General features: G+C 41.0%; 16 protein-coding genes and 2 riboswitches. Of the genes, 7 read left to right on the forward strand and 9 right to left on the reverse strand.

Annotation, left to right across the window (positions count from 1 at the left end; genetic code table 11):
- Nucleotides 1-6: 6 nt before the first annotated feature.
- From secB to argB, 3 genes are all read left to right on the forward strand, one after another.
- Nucleotides 7-453, forward strand: a complete 447-nt coding sequence (gene secB, locus HMPREF2573_RS04050) for a protein-export chaperone SecB (protein WP_003657482.1) — start codon at nt 7-9, stop codon at nt 451-453.
- Nucleotides 454-593: 140 nt separating this feature from the next.
- Nucleotides 594-1,058: a dUTP diphosphatase gene (gene dut, locus HMPREF2573_RS04055; protein ID WP_003665418.1), complete on the forward strand. Its 465-nt coding sequence runs from the start codon at nt 594-596 to the stop codon at nt 1,056-1,058.
- Nucleotides 1,059-1,096: 38 nt separating this feature from the next.
- Complete coding sequence (argB, locus tag HMPREF2573_RS04060) at nt 1,097-1,549, forward strand: acetylglutamate kinase (RefSeq protein WP_077656151.1); 453 nt, start codon at nt 1,097-1,099, stop codon at nt 1,547-1,549.
- A gap of 43 nt (nt 1,550-1,592) precedes the next feature.
- Here the strand turns inward: argB and HMPREF2573_RS04065 are convergent, their stop codons facing one another.
- The 9 genes from HMPREF2573_RS04065 to HMPREF2573_RS04105 all read right to left on the reverse strand — a co-directional run bounded on the left by HMPREF2573_RS04065 (nt 1,593) and on the right by HMPREF2573_RS04105 (nt 7,701).
- Nucleotides 1,593-2,312 carry a rhomboid family intramembrane serine protease gene (locus HMPREF2573_RS04065; protein ID WP_003673286.1) on the reverse strand — a complete coding sequence of 240 codons (720 nt, stop codon included), beginning with the start codon at nt 2,310-2,312 and terminating at the stop codon, nt 1,593-1,595.
- Between the two features lie 3 nt (nt 2,313-2,315).
- Nucleotides 2,316-3,158 (reverse strand): ion transporter, encoded by an 843-nt coding sequence (locus HMPREF2573_RS04070; protein ID WP_003657487.1) that lies wholly within the window; start codon nt 3,156-3,158, stop codon nt 2,316-2,318.
- Between the two features lie 144 nt (nt 3,159-3,302).
- Nucleotides 3,303-3,848, reverse strand: coding sequence for an NADPH-dependent FMN reductase (locus HMPREF2573_RS04075; RefSeq protein ID WP_003657488.1), 546 nt, complete (start codon nt 3,846-3,848; stop codon nt 3,303-3,305).
- Between the two features lie 186 nt (nt 3,849-4,034).
- Entirely contained in the window at nt 4,035-4,946 is a 912-nt protein-coding gene (locus HMPREF2573_RS04080; RefSeq protein WP_003664581.1) for an META domain-containing protein, read from the reverse strand.
- 448 nt (nt 4,947-5,394) lie between these two features.
- On the reverse strand, nt 5,395-5,874 hold the full coding sequence (gene rplI / locus HMPREF2573_RS04085) for a 50S ribosomal protein L9 (RefSeq protein ID WP_003657490.1): 480 nt from the start codon (nt 5,872-5,874) through the stop codon (nt 5,395-5,397).
- 16 nt (nt 5,875-5,890) lie between these two features.
- A complete protein-coding gene (gene rpsR / locus HMPREF2573_RS04090; RefSeq protein ID WP_003657491.1) occupies nt 5,891-6,118 on the reverse strand; it encodes a 30S ribosomal protein S18 in 228 nt (75 codons plus the stop codon).
- Nucleotides 6,119-6,133: 15 nt separating this feature from the next.
- The gene (gene rpsF, locus HMPREF2573_RS04095) at nt 6,134-6,535 is read right to left on the reverse strand and encodes a 30S ribosomal protein S6 (RefSeq protein ID WP_003657492.1); all 402 of its coding nucleotides are present in this window, start codon (nt 6,533-6,535) and stop codon (nt 6,134-6,136) included.
- A 242-nt stretch (nt 6,536-6,777) separates the two neighbouring features.
- The gene (locus HMPREF2573_RS04100; protein ID WP_003657493.1) at nt 6,778-7,263 is read right to left on the reverse strand and encodes a hypothetical protein; all 486 of its coding nucleotides are present in this window, start codon (nt 7,261-7,263) and stop codon (nt 6,778-6,780) included.
- 117 nt (nt 7,264-7,380) lie between these two features.
- Nucleotides 7,381-7,701, reverse strand: coding sequence for a YcgL domain-containing protein (locus tag HMPREF2573_RS04105; protein ID WP_070472636.1), 321 nt, complete (start codon nt 7,699-7,701; stop codon nt 7,381-7,383).
- A gap of 165 nt (nt 7,702-7,866) precedes the next feature.
- A riboswitch (glycine riboswitch) is annotated at nt 7,867-7,985 on the forward strand.
- Between the two features lie 13 nt (nt 7,986-7,998).
- Nucleotides 7,999-8,109: riboswitch (glycine riboswitch) on the forward strand.
- A 117-nt stretch (nt 8,110-8,226) separates the two neighbouring features.
- Between HMPREF2573_RS04105 and gcvT the strand changes: the two genes are divergently transcribed.
- The 4 genes from gcvT to HMPREF2573_RS04125 all read left to right on the forward strand — a co-directional run bounded on the left by gcvT (nt 8,227) and on the right by HMPREF2573_RS04125 (nt 14,990).
- A complete protein-coding gene (gene gcvT / locus HMPREF2573_RS04110) occupies nt 8,227-9,327 on the forward strand; it encodes a glycine cleavage system aminomethyltransferase GcvT (protein WP_070472639.1) in 1,101 nt (366 codons plus the stop codon).
- 303 nt (nt 9,328-9,630) lie between these two features.
- Entirely contained in the window at nt 9,631-10,011 is a 381-nt protein-coding gene (gene gcvH, locus HMPREF2573_RS04115; RefSeq protein WP_003665406.1) for a glycine cleavage system protein GcvH, read from the forward strand.
- A 246-nt stretch (nt 10,012-10,257) separates the two neighbouring features.
- A complete protein-coding gene (gcvP, locus tag HMPREF2573_RS04120) occupies nt 10,258-13,110 on the forward strand; it encodes an aminomethyl-transferring glycine dehydrogenase (protein ID WP_070472646.1) in 2,853 nt (950 codons plus the stop codon).
- Nucleotides 13,111-13,403: 293 nt separating this feature from the next.
- The gene (locus HMPREF2573_RS04125; RefSeq protein WP_003660267.1) at nt 13,404-14,990 is read left to right on the forward strand and encodes a carbon starvation CstA family protein; all 1,587 of its coding nucleotides are present in this window, start codon (nt 13,404-13,406) and stop codon (nt 14,988-14,990) included.
- Nucleotides 14,991-15,045: the final 55 nt, after the last annotated feature.

Genomic DNA, 15,045 nt, shown 5'->3' on the forward strand with positions numbered 1-15,045 from the left:
ATTATCATGTCTGAAGAACTTCAGCCACAGCTCGGTTTAGAGCGTATCTACACAAAAGACATTTCATTTGAAGTGCCAAATACCGAAGTATTTACCAAACAATGGCAACCTGAAACTGATGTCAGCATCAGCACAAGCGATAACGATTTAGATGAAGACTACAAAGAAGTGGTACTCACTGTCAGCGTAACTGCCAAGCTTGGTGAGTCAGTTGCGTTCATCGCTGAAGTTCAGCAAGCAGGTATTTTTTTGATGCGTAATATCCCTGAAGCAGATATGCCACATTTGCTACAAGCGTATTGCCCAAATATTTTATTCCCTTATGCTCGAGAAGCCATCAGCGATATCGTGACGCGTGGTAGCTTCCCGCAGTTACTACTTGCACCTGTGAATTTTGAACAAGCTTTCTTACAAAGTCAGCTAGAAACCCAAAATGACGAAGGCAATGCCTAAGTGACAGATTGATACTTTAAAGCTCGATCATAATCGGGCTTTATTCTTATCATTTTATCAACGATAGGTAAAGGTCTTGACAAAAATTGCATAAAAATTCAATCATGATAGCCTTAAAAACCATCAAATAAGCAGTCCCTATGAAAAGCGTACAAGTCAAAATCCTTAATCCTAAAATTGGCTCTCATCCAGACTTTCCCCTACCAACGCATGCTACCGCAGGCTCAGCAGGGATTGACTTGCGAGCCTGTATTGATGAGCCAATGATTATTGCCGCAGGAGAAACCAAGCTTATTGGCACTGGATTATCCATTTATATCAGCGACCCTAATTTTGCTGGGCTAATTCTCCCTAGGTCTGGACTTGGTCATAAGCACGGCATTGTACTTGGTAATTTGGTTGGCTTGATTGATTCTGACTATCAAGGTGAGCTGATGGTCTCGATATGGAATCGCAGCGATACCAACTTTGAGCTTAAGCCTGCCGAAAGAATGGCACAATATGTCATTGTTCCCATAATGCGTCCTGACTTTGAGATTGTTGATACTTTTAGTGATATCAGCACTCGTGGATCAGGTGGTTTTGGGTCTTCTGGCCGCCATTAATTAATCATTACTTTCCTTTATCAACTTAGTTACTAGAAATCTGTTATGTCTTTGAAGTTGATTCGGTAAATGAAGAAGTGGTTGATATACTGATTGCCAGTAATTTTATCCCAGTGATTGCATCGCTTGGGGTGGATGTCAATAGCGATACCTATAATATCAATGCAGATTTGGTTGCCAGCCGTGTCGCCAAATTTCTTGGGGCTGAACGCTTACTTTTACTGACCAATATTAAAGGCGTGCTGGATAAACAAGGTCGTGTACTCACCCATTTATCAGCCAAAGATATTGATCACTTAATTGCTGATGGAACCATTTCAGGTGGTATGATTCCCAAGATTGAAGGTGCACTTGAAGCCATCAGATCGGGATTGCACAGCGTTACTATCGTTGATGGTCGTGTGCCACACGCATGTTTGCTTGAGATATTTACCGAAGAAGGTGTTGGCACGCAGATTTTATGCAACAAATCGTCAAATCCTATGCAATAATATCCCGTCATTTGCCATGATGGGATATTATTTAAGGTTTAATTCAGCCAATCACCGCCATGATTTGCCAATGTAACCAATACCAAATTACCCCAAATAGCATCGCCATGCCCATCATTGCACCAGTCAATATTAAATTGGTATACTGACGATAAGACAAAGCATAACGATAAACCACACCAAGAGTAAATCCAACAAGTGTGCCGCCAATATGCCCTGCATGATCAATTTCCTTGACAGCAAAACCCATCAGTAAATTAATCGCCATCACAAAACCCAAAGTTTTGGTATTTAGCTTAAGTGCAATGGGTGCCTGTAGCAATGCCAATGAAAATAAAAATGCACCCAATCCCATGATACCGCCAGACGCTCCAGCACTGATAGCTAAAGGTGTACCCAAAAACACAGCCTGCCATGCCAAATAATTTCCAAGCAAGTTGCTGCCTACCACAGCCAAAATAAATAACAAACCAACATGAACGGAGCTGATGATAATCTCGGTAACTTGTCCAAAATAATACATCGCAAAGCTGTTGAATAACAGATGTAATATACCAATATGTAAAAATCCACTGCTAAGCAGTCGCCAAGGCTCGCCAACCATCGACAGCGGCATAAAGTTAGCACCAAATCGTAGTAAGTCGTGCGTGCTTGGGGCATCTATATCAACACCCATCAATAACTGTACGATCGCCAAACCAATAAAGCTCAGTATCAATAACAAAGATAAAGGTGCAGTTTGCCAAAATGTTGAAAAATTCATCTGTTATACATGTAAGTCATGACCACAGCGGTCACAAAATTTAGCATTAGTTGCATGCCCAAATTTACCACAATTTGGGCAAGAAATTGGCTGAAGTTGCGGCCGCATAGTCCGAGTTAGCTCAGCAGTAAAAATCCCTGTCGGTACGGCGATGATGGCATAACCTGTAATCATCACCATACTTGCGATCGCCTGCCCTAGTGGTGTTTTTGGGGAAATATCGCCATAACCTACCGTTGTCAATGTCACAACCGCCCAGTAGATTGATAAAGGAATACTTGTAAAGCCATTTTCAGGGCCTTCAACAACATACAAAACTGAGCCAAAAATGGTTACAAGCAGAAGTAGCGATAGAAAAAATACCGTAATTTTATGCTGGCTGGTTTTAAAAGCAGCCGCCAAAAATCCAGCTTGCTGCATATAAGATTTGAGTCGAAAGACACGAAAGATTCTCAGAATTCTAAGAATTCGAACAACCAGCAAATAATGCGTACCTGCAAAAAATAAGCTCAAATATGTTGGCAATAGTGCCAATAAATCAACTGCCCCATAAAAACTGGTCACATATCGACGAAGATTTGGTGCAGAATAAAGACGCAATGCATATTCTATGGTAAATAAAATCGTAAAAAACCATTCAGCAACGAAAAATAAACGCCCATATTGCAAGCGTAAAAATAATACGCTATCGAGCATAACCACCAAAACACTGGTAATAATTGCCACTAAGATTAGCACATCAAATAACTTACCGGCAGGCGTGTCCGTCCCTTCGATAATGATATAGATCTTATTTTTTATTAAGCTGTGATTGATTGAACTTTTTAATAAATTTTTTTCTGGCATACACAAAGCCATGATACAAAGATTTGTCTATTATAGCTGAATTTTAAATCAATAGGTAGCTTAGCTTTGTAAATAAAAATAACCACCCAAAATTGGGCGGTTATAAATCACCATACATCAGCGTGCAACTGATGGCGGTTGATGCTAAAACTTTTCAATAAATTCAGCATACGCCTTGATAAAGTTCTTTAAAGTTGCTTGACCGTGCTCAGATACCAGCTCACCTTGTTCATTGAACGCCCCAGTAAAGATACCGCCGAAGTATGCACCAAAGGGCAGTGTTGGCATATTGAGCGCTGGATTTGTCGCAATGGTACGCAGCTGATCAGTGACCCGTGAGCTACCATTGGCATTGACACTGATTAAACCCAATGGCTTATTAGTCCAAACGCTTTGACCAATTGGGCGTGATGCAATATCAATGGCATTTTTAATCATAGCCGAACAACCACCATTATGCTCTGGGCTAATCCATAGTACTGCATCGGCTGCTTTGATTTCTTCACGAAATCGGTTGTAAGCGGGTACATCTTGCTCGTCTAAATCACGATCATACAGTGGCAAATCTGCGATTTCAACGACTTTAAATTGTAGTGATGATGGTGCAACAGATTCAAGATAGTTAAACGCCAACCGATTAACAGAAGTTTGGCTTGCACTACCGATTAATACTGCAACTTGCTTTGCCATAATTTGATTTCCTTAAATGTTTACGCTCATAAGATGAGATAAAATGGGCTAATTGTCATCATCATGACATTGTTATTCAAAGCATATTATGCCGATAAAATCTCTCCAAAACAAGGTGATTTATCACACATGATTTTCTATTTCAGATCGTACGACAACTTCACTCTAAATTTGTGATCTCAATTATTATTGAGACACGGGAACATCCAAATAGTAAATTTCAACAGGTCTATCATAGATATAATATGGGTTTTCTTTACTATCAGGATTATTGTAGGCATTTAGTCGAATAATTTGACGCAAATTAGGCTGATGCTCATACCCATGAATTTGACCATAAAAGGTACGCCATGCACCAGAGCCAGTCTTAATGCCTTGTTCATTATAAGTGACATTACGCACTTTTAAACATCGTTGCTCTTGACCAATTTCATCAATACAGTTAATTTTATTTGGTTCAATTTCCCAAAATAGCAATACTGACTCCCCAAAACGAACTTCAGGTTTCATATCACCTTGCCAAGTGAGTACCTGAGCACCTTTTTGGAGTAATAAGGTGGCTGTGTATTCGTCAGGACCAGTTTTAATTTGTAGGTTTGAGCCGTTTAAATCCTGTGCAAATTTCGATTCAACTTGAGCTAAATCAGGTGAGTGGCTGTCAGAATGATGACAAGCCATTAAAGTTGATGTTCTGTGATGAATTGATAAAACACCTTCAGATAATTGATAATGTTGAGAGTGATGGTTACAGCCCACATTAAAGTAAAGCCCACGATTTGAAAAACTTAAGCTCCCTGCACGATTTTTAATAATATTTTCGTAGCTGTGAATTGGTGCTCCTTGCACTTCGGCAGATATCAATGTCCAGTTATAAGCTTTAAGTAGCTCATCAGTTGCTGTTTGATAGGTTGAATTTTCGAAGGCGTTTAATTTAGCAGTCTGCTTGGGAGTTCTAATTGGGGGTTGCTGTGTTGCCTCAGCTGCCGCCTCATTCACCACATCCCCAATCTGATAGCAAGCAGAAAAAGAAAAGACTGCTATGGCTGAAGTTAAAACAAGCAATGAAGTTGTTAAAAGTTTGGGGTTTGGTACTTTCATCATAATCATATTGGGTTTGGCGTATGGGCGACCTTGGATTACTGAAATTAAAATTTAGAATCAATGACACAGCAAATTAGAATATATCAGTCTCACTAAGTTTAAGTTATTTAAGTTTAATATAATATAAAACGACATAAATTTTTGATGCAACTTTTATGTATGTTATCACTGTATTTTATCACCCATAGAAAGATCAATTCTATTATTTTTGTAATGATATCTGGTGAAAGTTGTACTTTTTATGTAAATAAGGTGTACAACAATCAACTTTTGTGGTAATAGATTTTGATAAAAAATTTTAGCCCATCAATAAAAATAATTGAACATTTTTTATGAATTTATACACCAAAAGATAGCCAACCAATTTGGTCATCTAAAGATGATGATACAAAAACCCCTAAAGATAATGCTTTAGGGGTTTTTAGATAACTATCATTAATAAAAATTATTCGCTATCATCTTCATCGGCAGTTGGTGCATCTTCCGACAAAATGGTCACTAAAATATCGGTGCTAATATCATGGTGCAGCTGGATCGTAACTTTATATTCACCAATTTGACGGAAAGCGCCTTCTGGCATTTTAACCTCAGAACGGTCAACTTCTAAGCCAGATTTAGTTAATGCATCAGCGATATCACGAGCACCGATAGAGCCAAATAGTTTACCTTCATCACCAGACTTGGCACGCATGATGACATTCACATCAGCTAAGGCTTCGGCACGTGCATTAGCAGCTGATAACTCTTCGGCTTCCAAAGCTTCAAGTTCAGCACGGCGAGCTTCAAACTTAGCCAAATTGGCTTCAGTTGCAGGCAGTGCTTTGCCTTGTGGGATGAGATAGTTACGACCGTAACCTGCTTTTACATCAACAGTCTCGCCAAGCTTACCAAGATTAACGACACGCTGTAATAGAATAACTTGCATGATTTATCTCCGTTAATTACTTGTGGTTGTCGGTATATGGCAATAGAGCCAAATAACGAGCTTGTTTAATGGCAACTGCAAGCTGGCGTTGATACTTAGTAGAAGTACCCGTGATACGGCTTGGAGTGATTTTACCATTTTCGCTGATGTATTGTTTTAAAAGTTCAACATCTTTATAATCAATGTGGGTAATGCCTTCTGCGGTGAAACGGCAGAATTTACGACGACGATAGAAACGAGCCATGAGTAATCTCCTTAATTATTCGCTTGCGGTGTTATCACTCTCAGCTTCCTGAGTGCGAACATCGTTACGGCGGTTGGCTTTACGAGTGCGTTTGTCTTCGGCTTCTTTTGCCAAAGGAGATTGTTCGGTAATGGCTTCATCACGGCGAATGATAAGACTGCGAATGATGGCATCGTTGTATTTGAACAGCTCTTCTAACTGTGCCAATGTCTCATCGTTACACTCAATGTTTAGCAAAACATAGTGTGCTTTGTGGATTTTATTGATTGGATAAGCCAATTGACGGCGACCCCAATCTTCTAGGCGATGGTTATTACCGCCATTATCTTCTACGATAGAACGGTACTTAGTTACCATGTCGGCAACCTGGTTGCTTTGGTCTGGATGTACCAGTAGCACCACTTCATAATGTCTCATAAGGACTCCCTACGGATTAAAACAGCCACCACCTTATGATGATGGCAAGGAGATGTAAACTTAGATATTAGATAAAAGTCACAAGGCGTATATTATACACCAAATTTTAAAACATTCAAGATAAAAATGCCTAGGTGTGATTTATCTTTTAATCATCATTGCTTATTTGCTTTAACAAAATTGGTATGACGGCTTAGTTTAAACCCAATCAAATCAATATTTTTCATCAGTTGGTCAAATGCTTAGTTTTTGTCCTCAGATTGTGGCAATTGTTGTTTTTGCTTTTGAACTTGTCTTACCCAAGCCTGCTTTTCAGCATTAGCCACAAGCACACCTCGAACCATCTGCCAAGCTGCACCCACCACAAGCAACGCAGCAAGTATCGCAAAAATCGGTACTGCTGCCCCAAGTGCAGCACTAAAATCTTTCATCAAAATGGCATAAAATACGCCAATCATCGCAGGGGCAATCTCACCGCTATTCCCTGCCGCTTGACCAGGTGTAAACATAACAGCTGCAAGCACTGCTAAACTAATCCCCTTAAAAGGTTGGGGTATCAGACGCATGACAACAAGCCACAACAGTAACACCAATCCACAGCAGACGACATAAACGATGAACGGCAACTGACTTGCAGGCACACCCTCCGTCAATCGCCCCCAAAAGCCAAAAAAGCCTGCCAGTGCTTCACCGATTTTCTCAAGCGGTAAATTTTTTAACCAATTCATTGATTTTTGACCAAAAATAAAATTGGGTTATTTTAACACTTTTTTAATCATTCAAGCATAAAAATGTTATTAAAATTAGTTATATTTAAAATTTGATAAAAAATTAAATGATTAAAATTAATCAAATTGTTTATCCTGAGCATCTTGGGCTTTGATAGCCGCTTGAGCTGCCAGCATCTCCGATGGCGGTGCTTGCACATAATAGCCTTGTTCGTTAAGTTTGGCTTTAACTTGATGAATGTCCGCCTGAGCTAATTTTTGCCTTGATGACAAATCTAAATGCATAATAAACTGCCCAAAACCAAGTTTGGTACGCATTGCTGCAGGCAAAACACCCAGCCAATCCTTAAGGTTTTCTGTGTCATTTGGATAGTCAGGTCGGGCGATGTATACATACCAACCTTTATTTTTTGGAAATTTATAAACATCACAATGCATTCAAAAATCCTTAATAAAATGTTAATAAAATTGTTTAAATAATCTTTCTTAAAAATATTGATAATTGGCATTTATTTTGAACGATTTTGGTTTATTTTACCAATTATTTTTAAAAAGCTTAAAATTTCACTTGTAAATTGTAGCATTATTTTTCATAATAAGAAGGTCTGATTTTCAGGAGAGTGTATTTTGATGGTCTCAAAATACCACCGAAGGCGTAAACGGCATTGCTCTTAGCACTGCATTCCCCATAATCGCTCAGGTAAATGGACTGAAAATTCTCGGTAGGGAAACTTACCAACACAATCTGGAGAATGGTAAATTACCTACCGAAGGGAAGAAAATGATGATAAAATCAAACCTAGCATCATCATTGAAAATCTCAGGTCAAAGGACAGATGGGGTGCTAATTTTGGTATTATTTTTTAATGTTATTTTTTAAGATAAGTTTTCTAAGATAAGCTTTATGATGATGTCTTAAAAATAACACCCTAATTTTGCACTCATCACTCTAAGGAATGAACCATGACCGCTCCACAACGCACCCCTTTATTTGATGCTCACACCGAACACAATGGCAAACTTGTTGATTTTGGCGGTTGGGAGTTGCCTGTCAATTATGGCTCACAAATTGATGAACACCATGCCGTGCGGACAGATGCAGGCATGTTTGATGTCTCGCACATGCTGGTTACCGACATCAGCGGTGATAATGCCAAAGCCTTTTTACAAAAGCTACTTGCTAACGATGTTGCCAAATTAGGCTTTGCTGGTAAGGCTTTATATTCTGCCATGCTAAACGATGATGGTGGCGTCATCGATGACCTTATCGTCTATCGCATGAACGAAGATGAGAGTGCTTATCGCATCATCTCAAACGGCGCAACCCGTGAAAAAGACTCTGCACACTTTGCCAAAGTTGGCGGGGCATTTGGTGTCACTTTGACCCCACGCCATGATGTTGCCATGCTTGCCATACAAGGGCCAAATGCCATCACCAAACTCCTTGCCGTCAAGCCTGAATGGACAGACAAAGTCAATGCCCTAAAACCCTTTGTTGGTGTGGATTTGGGTGATGATTGGTTTGTCGCTTATACAGGCTACACAGGTGAAGATGGCGTTGAGGTGGTCATGCCAGCAGATGAAGCGACTGGGTTTTTCGATGAACTCATCAAAGCAGGTGTCGCCCCATGTGGACTTGGTGCCAGAGACACCTTGCGTATGGAAGCTGGCATGAATCTATACGGTAACGACATGACAGATGATGTCAGCCCCCTAGAAGCAGGCATGGCGTGGACGGTTGACCTAAAAGATGAAAACCGTGATTTTATTGGTAAATCCGCCCTTATCGCCCTAAAAAATGACGGCGTCAAAATGCGTCAAGTTGGGTTATTGCTTGCCAAAGGCGGTGTACTTCGTGCTGGCATGGAAGTGATTACCGAAGATGGGTTTGGCATCACCACCAGCGGGGTATTCTCCCCAACTCTAAACCAATCCATCGCCATCGCTCGTGTGCCTGCCAGCTTTACAGGTGAGCATGCCAAAGTTATCATGCGTGGCAAAGAGATGGATGTGCGTGTACTCAAATTACCATTTGTCAGACATGGCAAAAAGCAATTTGATTGATTGTACACCAAAAAACTGACCAAAAGCATCAAAGGTGCTTTTGGGTCTTTATGTTCGTTTTATTATGTTTAGAAATTGATTTAGGAATTGAAATAATATGAAATACCTATGTACATGTTTGGTTATTTTATTATTGGTAGGCTGTGATGCCAAAGACAGATGTTTAGATGATGGCGGTCGTTATGATGAAGCAAGCAAACAATGCGTCTATGAATAGCTTGACAATCCTTGTACACCGCTTTTAAGCACACCCTTTTAACCCATTAACCCCCATTTAATTCACCAAACTCACAGGAGAGACCCATGAGTAATATCCCCGCTGATTTAAAATATGTTGCCAGCCACGAATGGCTAAAACTTGAAGATGACGGTATCATCACCGTTGGTATCACAGACCACGCCCAAGATTTGCTGGGTGATGTGGTATTTGTTGAGTTGCCAGAAGTTGGGCGTGAAGTATCTGCTGATGAAGAGATTGCCGTTGTTGAGTCAGTCAAAGCGGCAAGCGATGTCTATGCACCGATTGCAGGTGAGATTGTTGAGATTAATGATGAGTTGGTAGACAGTCCAGAGCTTGCCAACGAAGACCCTTATGGCAAAGCATGGTTCTTTAAAATCAAGCCTGCCAATGTAGCCGATTATGATGACCTACTTAGTGCCGAAGAGTACCAGAGTGCTTTGTAAGCTGTTTAAATCATTAAACTGTTCAAATCATCAAGCAAGGGTAAAAATTTGCCCTTGTTTAAATTGTTTAAATTGATTAGCCATTGGCAAATTTGATTTTACCTCATGCCCCATTGACATATTTGCATCATGCCTTATTGGCAATTAAATGGGCAAATAATTGATGAAATATCAATCATCCATCAATGGTTAATCAATTTAAACACCCATTGACTAACTTTTAAAGCCCAGCACAAGGAAAACTTTATGTCATTTAATGATTTTTCAGAATTATTCTATGAAAATGCTTTTGTTCATCGTCATCTTGGCAAAGATGCCAATGAACAACAAGCCTTATTACAAACCGTTGGTTTTGATGATTTGGACAGCTTTATTGATGCTGTCGTTCCCAAAGCCGTTCGCCTGAATAAAGATTTGGATTTACCAAAAGCCATGAGTGAGCATAATGCCTTGGCAAAACTGCGTGCCATGGCAGATAACATTACCGTTGCCAAAAGCTATATCGGTCAAGGTTACTCGCCCACTCGCCTGCCTGCGGTCATCCAACGAAATGTGCTAGAAAACCCCGGTTGGTATACCGCCTATACGCCCTATCAAGCTGAGATTGCCCAAGGTCGGCTTGAAGCTTTACTTAATTTTCAACAGGTGTGCGTTGACCTAACTGGCATGGATTTGGCAGGGGCAAGCCTGCTGGATGAAGCAACCGCCGCCGCTGAGGCGATGGCGATGGCTCGGCGTGTGAGTAAATCAAAATCCAACGCCTTTTTTGTGGATGAGCGTACCTACCCACAGACCCTTGATGTCATTCATACTCGTGCCAAATATTTTGGCTTTGAAATTGTGATGGGTGATTTTGATGTTGCCAAAAATGGTGAGTTTTTTGGGGCATTTTTCCAGTATGTCGGTAAAGATGGCGATGTGGTGGACTTGACCGATGTCATCACCGCTGTCAAAGACAACGGAGCTTATGCCATCGTTGCCAGCGATATCATGAGCCTTGTGCTTTTAAAATCCCCTGCTGATATGGGAGCTGATATTGCTTTGGGAAGCACACAGCGTTTTGGCATTCCGATGGGTTTTGGTGGGCCACATGCTGCCTATTTTGCCTTTAAAGATAAAGACAAACGCTCGGCACCTGGTCGCATCATTGGCGTATCAAAAGACGCCCAAGGTAATACCGCCCTACGCATGGCACTACAAACCCGTGAACAACATATCCGCCGTGAAAAGGCCAATTCAAACATTTGCACAAGTCAAGTACTCCTTGCCAATCTGGCAGGCATGTACGCCGTCTATCACGGGGCGGTAGGACTAAAACGCATTGCCACACGCATTCACGCCCTAGCGGTCGCCTTTGCCAAAGCGGTCAAATCATCAGAGCTGGCAGTGCGTCATGATGTGTTTTTTGATACCGTACTGGTTGAATGTGGAGGGCAGGCACAAACGATTTTTAAGACCGCCAAAGACAAAGGCTACAACTTATGGCAGCATGACAATGGCGGTATTTCTGTATCATTTCATGAACTCACCGATGAAGCAGAGTTTGATGAACTGTGTCAAATCTTTGGGGTCAAAGGCAGTCTTGATGCCATCCAGATTCAATTGGGCGATTTATTAAGACAAGATGACATTTTAACCCATCCTGTGTTTAACAGTCATCACACCGAACACCAAATGCTACGCTACCTAAAATCCTTAGAGGATAAGGATTTGGCGATGAACCGTTCAATGATTTCATTGGGTTCTTGCACCATGAAATTAAACGCCACCAGTGAGATGTTGCCCATCACCTGGGATGAGTTTTCAAATGTGCACCCATTTGCACCCAGCGAAGACACCAAAGGCTACATTCAGATGATTGAGAGCCTACAAGCCCAGCTAAAAGCCATCACAGGCTTTGATGAAATCAGCATGCAGCCCAATTCAGGGGCATCTGGTGAATATGCAGGCTTGCTCGCCATTCGTCGCTATCATGAAAGTATGGGTCAAGATGAGCGTAATGTCTGCCTAATCCCCCGCTCAGCACACGGCACCAATCCAGCAACTGCCCAGATGATGGGCATGAAAGTTGTGGTCGTTGCAACCGATGATAATGGCAATGTGGACATTGATGACCTAAAAGCCAAATGTGATGAACACAGCGATAAGCTTGGTGCTTTGATGATTACTTATCCATCAACGCATGGAGTTTTTGAAGAGGGCATTCGTGATATTTGTGATATGATTCACGCTCACGGTGGACAGGTGTATATGGACGGTGCTAATATGAATGCACAAGTTGGCATCATGCAGCCCGCTGATGTCGGGGCAGATGTGCTACACATGAATTTACACAAAACTTTTTGCATCCCACATGGTGGTGGCGGGCCTGGCATGGGGCCAATTGGTCTAAAATCACACTTAGCACCTTTTATCTCAAACCATCGTGTTGCACCTGTGTTTAATGCCCTGTCTGACTGTTCGGCGGTTTCAGCCGCTCCTTATGGCTCGGCAAACATTCTGCCAATTTCATGGATGTATATCACCATGATGGGTCGTGATGGTCTTTTATCAGCCACCAAACAAGCACTGCTTAACGCCAATTATATCGCAACTAAGCTAAGCGAAGATTATCCTGTTTTATATACTGGTAAAAATGGGCGTGTGGCTCATGAATGTATCATTGACATTCGCCCATTAAAAGCACAAACAGGCATCTCTGAAACTGACATTGCCAAGCGTTTGATGGATTATGGCTTTCATGCACCAACCATGTCATTTCCTGTGGTAGGCACGCTCATGATTGAACCAACAGAATCTGAAAGCAAAGCAGAGATTGACCGCCTCATCAGTGCCTTAAAGCAAATCAAACAAGAGGCCTTAAAGGTGCAAACAGGCGAAGATGGTTGGACACCAGATGACAATCCACTTGTCAATGCCCCACACACCGCCTTTGTTATAACAGGCGAATGGACGCATCCGTATAGCCGTGAAGAAGCTGCCTTCCCATTGCCTTATATCAAGGCACATAAGTTCTGGCCTTCGGTGGGTCGGGTGGATGATGTTTATGGTGATAAAAATCTGATTTGTGCTTGCCCGAGCATTGAAAATTACGAATGATACTTTAATGCCCAAATAGTACTTTAAGTACCAAAAAATCCGCTCAGCAAAGTTTCAACAAAGTTGGGCGGATTTTATTTATCCAATCTTTTTTTATCTTCTTATCAATCAAGCTGATGATGAATATTCGCTTAATTTAAAACTTAGTAATAAATATGATTTTATCAAGATAGAATCATACAATTTTCTTTACATTCTGGTAATTTTTCGTTATTTTATACCTAATTGTTGCAAACACCGCCTGCCCAAAATTTTTCTGGGTGGCTCAAACTCCATTTGTTGGATAATTGATTATGTTATGGTTCTTTTTTTGTGTAACCATTTTATTGGTTGGCTACTTTATTTATGGCAAAGTCATCGAAAAAATTTTCGTCATCAATCCTAATAAAAACACACCAGCCTATACGATGGCAGATGGTGTGGATTATGTACCTATGTCTAAGGGTAAGATTTGGCTCATTCAGCTTTTAAATATCGCTGGCACAGGCCCAATTTTTGGTCCTATTTTGGGGGCATTGTATGGACCTGTCGCCATGCTCTGGATTGTCATTGGTTGTATATTTGCTGGGGCGGTACATGATTATATGTGCGGTATGCTATCGGTGCGTAATAGTGGCGCAAGTATGCCCTACTTAACTGGCAAATATTTAGGTATCATTCCTAAGCATTTTATCAACCTGCTTGCTGTTGTATTGCTTATTTTGGTTGGTGTGGTATTTGTTGCAAGCCCAGCACAACTGCTTAGCTCTATCACGATAGATATATTTGGCACTGCCGCCACAGGTACAATTTCTGTGGATAATGCTGAAAGTATGGCTGCCGTTACTGGCACATCAAGCAATACCGTCTTTGGTATGACCAAAGAAACCATTATCGTTGTTTGGACAGCCATTATTTTTATTTATTATATTATCGCCACCTTATTACCCATTGATAAAATCATCGGACGCGTCTATCCTATTTTTGGTGGGCTTTTATTATTCATGTCGCTTGGCATGACTTATGGCTTGGTTATGAATGAGCTTGGTAGTACTCAAAGCTATTTTTATAGCAGTATGGGCGGTTTGTCATTTGATGCTTTTTTTCAAAACTTACAACCTAAGGGTGATTTACCCATTTGGCCGCTGCTATTTTTGACCATCACCTGTGGTGCATTATCAGGATTTCATGCCACACAAACGCCATTGATGGCTCGCTGTGCGATGAATGAATCTGAAGGTCGATTTATTTTTTATGGTGCGATGATTGCTGAAGGTATTATCGCATTGATTTGGTGTACGGTTGGTTTATCTTTTTATCCTGATTTGGTCAGTTTACAAGAAGCCATTAGTGTCGGTTCGCCATCAAAAGTTGTTTACGACAGCTCAATTGCTTATCTTGGTGCTATCGGTGGTGTGTTCGCTGTGCTTGGTGTGGTGATTTTACCCATCACCTCAGGCGACACTTCTTTTCGTGCTGCTCGCTTAATCATTGCTGAATTTTTAAATGTTGAGCAACGCACACTCTTAAAACGACTTGGGATTGCCATACCGCTATTTGTGATTGGTTTTATTATCTCAAAAGTTGATTTCCAAATTTTATGGCGTTATTTTAGTTGGGCAAATCAGTCTGTTGCTGTGGTCATGTTGTGGACAGCGGCAGGTTATTTATACCGCTATCGCAAACTGCACTGGGTTTGTACCATTCCTGCCATCTTTATGAGTGCTGCATGTTATACTTTCTTGGCTTATAATAAGATCGGTTTTGGGCTAGATTACCAGCTATCGGTATATATCGGTTTTGGCTTAACCATCTTAACAACAGCCGCATTTTTCTTATTTGTTAAGCGTGAGCGTGTGGCTGGTGACCCAGATGCTTTGGTGTTTGAACCCAAAGTTTAGGCTGGCAGTCAGTCTTAATGGATTTATATTAAAAAACCTTTGGTTGCCCAAAGGT

Origin of the sequence: Moraxella sp. HMSC061H09, assembly GCF_001809255.1 — a bacterium.
In the GTDB taxonomy this organism is placed as follows: Bacteria; Pseudomonadota; Gammaproteobacteria; order Pseudomonadales; family Moraxellaceae; genus Moraxella; species Moraxella catarrhalis.

Coding starts and splice junctions, on each gene's coding strand:
- rpsF (WP_003657492.1), bottom strand. CDS start 6,535: ATGAGACATTATGAAGTGGTGCTACTGGTACATCCAGACCAAAGCAAC.
- gcvH (WP_003665406.1), top strand. CDS start 9,631: ATGAGTAATATCCCCGCTGATTTAAAATATGTTGCCAGCCACGAATGG.
- HMPREF2573_RS04105 (WP_070472636.1), bottom strand. CDS start 7,701: ATGCATTGTGATGTTTATAAATTTCCAAAAAATAAAGGTTGGTATGTA.
- HMPREF2573_RS04100 (WP_003657493.1), bottom strand. CDS start 7,263: ATGAATTGGTTAAAAAATTTACCGCTTGAGAAAATCGGTGAAGCACTG.
- HMPREF2573_RS04075 (WP_003657488.1), bottom strand. CDS start 3,848: ATGGCAAAGCAAGTTGCAGTATTAATCGGTAGTGCAAGCCAAACTTCT.
- rpsR (WP_003657491.1), bottom strand. CDS start 6,118: ATGGCTCGTTTCTATCGTCGTCGTAAATTCTGCCGTTTCACCGCAGAA.
- dut (WP_003665418.1), top strand. CDS start 594: ATGAAAAGCGTACAAGTCAAAATCCTTAATCCTAAAATTGGCTCTCAT.
- HMPREF2573_RS04065 (WP_003673286.1), bottom strand. CDS start 2,312: ATGAATTTTTCAACATTTTGGCAAACTGCACCTTTATCTTTGTTATTG.
- secB (WP_003657482.1), top strand. CDS start 7: ATGTCTGAAGAACTTCAGCCACAGCTCGGTTTAGAGCGTATCTACACA.
- rplI (WP_003657490.1), bottom strand. CDS start 5,874: ATGCAAGTTATTCTATTACAGCGTGTCGTTAATCTTGGTAAGCTTGGC.
- gcvT (WP_070472639.1), top strand. CDS start 8,227: ATGACCGCTCCACAACGCACCCCTTTATTTGATGCTCACACCGAACAC.
- HMPREF2573_RS04125 (WP_003660267.1), top strand. CDS start 13,404: ATGTTATGGTTCTTTTTTTGTGTAACCATTTTATTGGTTGGCTACTTT.
- HMPREF2573_RS04080 (WP_003664581.1), bottom strand. CDS start 4,946: ATGAAAGTACCAAACCCCAAACTTTTAACAACTTCATTGCTTGTTTTA.
- gcvP (WP_070472646.1), top strand. CDS start 10,258: ATGTCATTTAATGATTTTTCAGAATTATTCTATGAAAATGCTTTTGTT.
- HMPREF2573_RS04070 (WP_003657487.1), bottom strand. CDS start 3,158: ATGCCAGAAAAAAATTTATTAAAAAGTTCAATCAATCACAGCTTAATA.